This is a genomic window from Candidatus Magnetobacterium casense (assembly GCF_019173545.1).
GTDB lineage: Bacteria > Nitrospirota > Thermodesulfovibrionia > Thermodesulfovibrionales > Magnetobacteriaceae > Magnetobacterium > Magnetobacterium cryptolimnobacter.
In genome coordinates this window covers 1-4,597 of record NZ_JABXWD010000291.1, presented here as the reverse complement: position 1 = coordinate 4,597, position 4,597 = coordinate 1, and the positions used below count along the sequence as shown (strand labels likewise).

The following is a 4,597-nucleotide window of genomic DNA, read 5'->3' as shown; positions in this document are numbered from 1 at the left end:
GGGGAGGTCTGAGGAGGGGGCGGAGCCGCCCTCCTTCTTTCTTTTACCATGCAATATAAAGAGGATACAATTAAGCCTTCCTGTAAATATTTCTGTGATGACAGTGCCAAGCATTATGGGGTCAAGGGGGGTTCTGAAGGGGGCCAGGTGCGACCTGGTGCGCCAAGAAGCGGAGCCGCCCTCCTTCTTTCTTTTTAAACGCTCTATAGCTATCATCACAGGATTTCCTTACAGCAAGCGTTTTTGTTCTCAGACGTTGTTGTCGTTAAAGATTGCCAGCAGCCTGTCACGGGCGTTGTTCAGGAAGTAGGGGTTTTCAGGCCACTGTTCCATTATTATCGAACCAGAAAATTTGCGTCGTTTCATTTCGGCGACAAAGGCGGTTATGCCGGTGGGATTGTCGCCGGCCGGGCCGGTGAATATGGGCAAATGTCTGTCGCAATCGCCGTAGTTTTCGTGCATGTGGATGTGGATGATTGGCACGTGTGTCTGTATTGCCTTTATATAGCGGATATAGTCGTTGCGTGTATGGGGGAAGATGTTTGCGTGTCCGATGTCAAAGCACATTCCCACGTGGTCTGTTGGTATGTGGTCGAGCTGTCCGATAAGCTCAAATGCCCTGTTGACGTCATCAGGGGATATTTCGGGGGTGTTTTCGATTGAGAGTTTCAGGTTTAGCTCTGCCGTGCGCCTGATGTAAGGCTCCAGGGATTGTACGTATTTCTCCATCCCCTCATGGTTAAACAGGTGGATATTGATAAGCACGGCGCCTATGTCCAGGGCAAAGTCAACGGTATTGGTGAAGGCGCCATAGGTCTCGCCCAGCAGCGGATTTACCGCAAGAGGGGCATGAACGCTCAGGGTGATTTTTTGTTGAGCGGCCTTTTTCCTGATGTTGGTTCTTTCGGTGGGGCTTATGTCGCTCTCAAGCCACCCCCCCCCAATCCTTCTTGTCGGGGAACCACTCAAAGGTATCAAATCCGGCGGCGATGGCATACCCAAACGGCAGCCCCGGCGATGCGGCTACACATGAGGTCTGGTTGCCAACCCTTATTTGCGGTTGCGTAAGCATGGTTTATAGTATATGGTTTGCGTGCAGCTTTGTCAATCCGGGGAAAAAAAAGAAGGGGAGCGGCTCTGCCCTCCCCTCAGACCCCTCCCGCAAGGGGACCAGTCCCCTTGACCCCATCTTGCGCAACCTACCCACCATACCCCTGTTTATGTTAATATATGGCATGAGAAAACATACAAGATCAAACGAGTTATTTTCCAGGGCGCAACAACTGATCCCTGGAGGAGTCAACAGTCCGGTTCGGGCGTTTAAGGCTGTAGGAGGCAATCCGCTGTTTATTGCACGAGCAAAGGGGTCGCGGGTCTACGACGCCGATGACAATGCCTACATTGATTACGTTCTTTCCTGGGGGCCGATGATCCTTGGCCATGCGCATCCTGCGGTGGTTGAGGCCATCAAGGGGGCAGTCGAAAACGGCACGAGCTACGGCGCCCCAACTGCACTTGAGGTGGAGCTGGCCGAGCTTGTCCTGAGGCTGTATCCGTCGATGGCCAAGGTGCGCTTTGTCAACTCCGGAACCGAAGCCACAATGAGCGCCATACGGGCGGCCAGGGCTTTTACCAAAAAGGACAAGGTCGTCAAGTTTGACGGTTGCTACCACGGTCATGCCGATGGCCTCCTGGCAAAGGCCGGCTCCGGGGCAACGACCCTGTCGATCCCTACCAGTCCGGGAGTGCCGCAGTCCTTTGCAGCGGAAACCATAACCCTGCCATTTAACAACGTCGAGGCCATTGAAACCGTTATCACACAACAACACAAGGAAATCGCCTGTATCATCCTTGAACCCGTGATCGGTAACATAGGCTGCGTCCTGCCCAGGGAGGGGTTTCTGCAACGACTCAGGGAACTCTCTGCCAGGTACGACATCGTACTCATCTTTGATGAGGTCATGACGGGGTTCAGGGTTGCCCTTGGCGGCGCTCAGGCGATGTATGGGATCACGCCCGATATGACATGTCTGGGTAAGGTGATCGGAGGAGGTCTGCCCGTGGGGGCATACGGTGGCAAGGCTGAGATCATGGCTATGATAGCGCCGGAGGGACCCGTCTACCAGGCGGGTACGCTATCGGGTAATCCCATCGCCATGACTGCCGGTATCAAGACCCTCAGACTGCTAATGGAAGGTGGCGTATACGACAAGCTGGAGCGCACGGCTCAGGCGCTACAGGAGGGCTTGACGGACGCCGCAGCTAAAGCAGGCGCAAACACGAGGTTCTACCGCGTTGGGACGATGTTCTGCCAGTACTTTAGCGACGGCGATGTCTTTGACTACGACACGGCACTTAAAGCGGATACCGAACGATATGGACGATTTTTCAGGCTCATGCTTGAAGAGGGCGTGTATCTGGCTCCGTCTCAGTTTGAGGCCGGATTCATTTCGTTGGCTCACTCAGACAGCGACATCGAAGACACCGTCAAGGCCGCATTCAAGTCCCTGCAGGCTCTATAGCTTGAGCATTAAGGTTAGGCCTTATGGGGTCAAGGGGACTGGTCCCCTTGCGGGGGGTTCTAAAGGGGGGGGCGGAGCCACCCCTTTCTCTTTTTTTGCTTTAATTTATGAGCAGATACTTATCATCGCATCAGAAGAAATTCATTCGACACCACCAACGTCTGATTTGCAATGTGGAGTTGGCTCGGAGGATTGCTCAGGAGCAAGGCCTGCAAAGCGACAGCATCAAGACCAGGCCGCTTTGGCCTTTGAGGTGTACTCAGTGGACTTTTGAGGATCACCTGTGTGACTATATACGTAGGCGAGGTTGTTATAAGTCGTTGCCACATACGGATGTCTTTCGCCATAGACTTCCAGCAATATCGCAAGTGATTTTTCGTAAAACGCAATCGCCTGCTTTGGGTCGCCTAACGTATCCCACGCTGATCCAATGTTGTTATACGAAGTCGCCACATACGGATGTCTTTCGCCATAGACTTCCAGGCAGATCGCAAGGTCTTTTTCGTAGAACGCAATCGCCTGCCTTTGATCTCCTAACTTCCACAATGACGTAGCATACTCATTGAGGAAAAGACTGACCGCTATGTCTTTCGCTGCCTTGGCCTCATCGATCACCGCATCTGAGACCCTTACGGCCACATTTTCCATAATCGCCCGACCCTGCCGATATAAGACCATACGGTCAAAGTATTGCCCCAACGTACGCGCATGAGGACACGCACCACGGATGTTATCCACCTCAAGGGCGTGAAAAACGGCCTCCTCCAGGTACTTGTAATTGGGTGCCGTGGCTTTTGCAATCCAACCGTCATACCACTGATACGCACGCCCGTGCATCTCAAACATTTCATCAGGCAACTTGCCCCACATGTTTGCTTGTATAACGGGCGTTACCCAGTACACAAGCTCATCCCTGGATAAGTCATCACGCTCAACCAACGTCAGGTCAACAGCCGTGTCCAAAAACTCAGCACCGCCAAAGCCGTCAAAGGCCGCAGCATCAACAGGCTCACGATACACAGCCGCCTTCTGGATGAACTTGTGGAACCCCTCGCCCTCTGTCTTTGCGATCACATCCGCAAGATACTCGTGGATGAACTCATCCTTCCAATCCTGCAAATGCGCCTCAAGTTCAGACAAAACGTACCTGCCAGCACCCTTGGCGATGACGTTTAACCACTCCAGCAGACGTGGATTGCCGCCGCCATGCTTGATATACATATCAGCGTGCTTGCTCTTTGCGATGAACTCAAGCTCGCGTGTTTTCTTGCCTAAATCTGCGCCATAAAAAGACATGAGCGAAATGTCATACAACTTCGTTGCGGGTAAGTTTTCACCCTCATGCTCAAGGATGAACGGATACCGGCTCGAAATGACAACGTTGCTCCTGCCCTCAGCCCAGTCAAACGCCTCAAGGAAGGGACGGATGACTTCTTTAATCTCATCTTTGACGTAATACTTATTGTTGTGACGATCAAGGTTCTGTTCAAAATCATCGAAATATATTATCGTTGGAAGCTCGGCTTTAAAGACGCCACTGAAGAGGTCTTTTAGTTTGTCCTCGTATGGGATATCTGATTTCATAATTTCCAGGCCGCATCTGTTACGCATTTGATCAAGCAATCTCCTCAGCTTAACGATCACATCCGTTTCACTGACAACCCCGTGAAAGACGACGAGCTTCTTGTCCATAAACCTGTCAACGAGCTTCCCGACAAGACAGCTTTTTCCGATCCCTGCGGGGCCGCGCACCAAAAGCCCGTACTTGTCATCCGCTCCCCTGAGCACGCTCACCCCACGTTGAACACTGCGCCTCCTGCCAACAAACCCACTGTCAAGCACACGCACGTTGCTGTCCTTGAGGAGCTTGTGCTTTAGCTTAACGGGATTGCTATTTTTTACGGGTGAGCCGGGCGCCACCAATGGCACAATCGGTGTCGCATCACCAAAGCACCTCAAGAGCGGCCAGGGGTGATACTGGTTCTCAACCAGTTTCCGTGCACTCTGGACGGCATAGTCGAGCCCTTTGCCAACGGCAAGACATTTGTATATTTCCGCAGCCACAGACGTAGCCC

The 4,597-nt window shown here is 52.6% G+C and carries 4 protein-coding genes; 1 reads left to right on the top strand and 3 read right to left on the bottom strand.

From position 1 onward, the window contains the following. On the bottom strand, positions 1–216 hold a 216-nt coding region (locus HWQ67_RS13525), incomplete at its 3' end, for a hypothetical protein (RefSeq protein WP_218253217.1). A 33-nt stretch (positions 217–249) separates the two neighbouring features. Continuing rightward, the gene (locus tag HWQ67_RS13520; RefSeq protein WP_218253216.1) at positions 250–996 is read right to left on the bottom strand and encodes a sugar phosphate isomerase/epimerase family protein; all 747 of its coding nucleotides are present in this window, start codon (positions 994–996) and stop codon (positions 250–252) included. Between the two features lie 239 nt (positions 997–1,235). Between HWQ67_RS13520 and hemL the strand changes: the two genes are divergently transcribed. Then, on the top strand, positions 1,236–2,522 hold the full coding sequence (gene hemL, locus HWQ67_RS13515; RefSeq protein ID WP_218253218.1) for a glutamate-1-semialdehyde 2,1-aminomutase: 1,287 nt from the start codon (positions 1,236–1,238) through the stop codon (positions 2,520–2,522). Positions 2,523–2,747: 225 nt separating this feature from the next. On the opposite strand, the gene HWQ67_RS13510 is transcribed toward hemL, so the two are convergent. Beyond that, the coding region (locus HWQ67_RS13510; RefSeq protein ID WP_218253215.1) for a tetratricopeptide repeat protein at positions 2,748–4,597 on the bottom strand (1,850 nt) is incomplete at its 5' end.

What these genes read in the sequence shown, in the direction of transcription:
- HWQ67_RS13520 (WP_218253216.1), bottom strand. Translation starts at nt 996, where the DNA reads ATGCCATCGCCGCCGGATTTGATACCTTTGAGTGGTTCCCCGACAAGA.
- hemL (WP_218253218.1), top strand. Translation starts at nt 1,236, where the DNA reads ATGAGAAAACATACAAGATCAAACGAGTTATTTTCCAGGGCGCAACAA.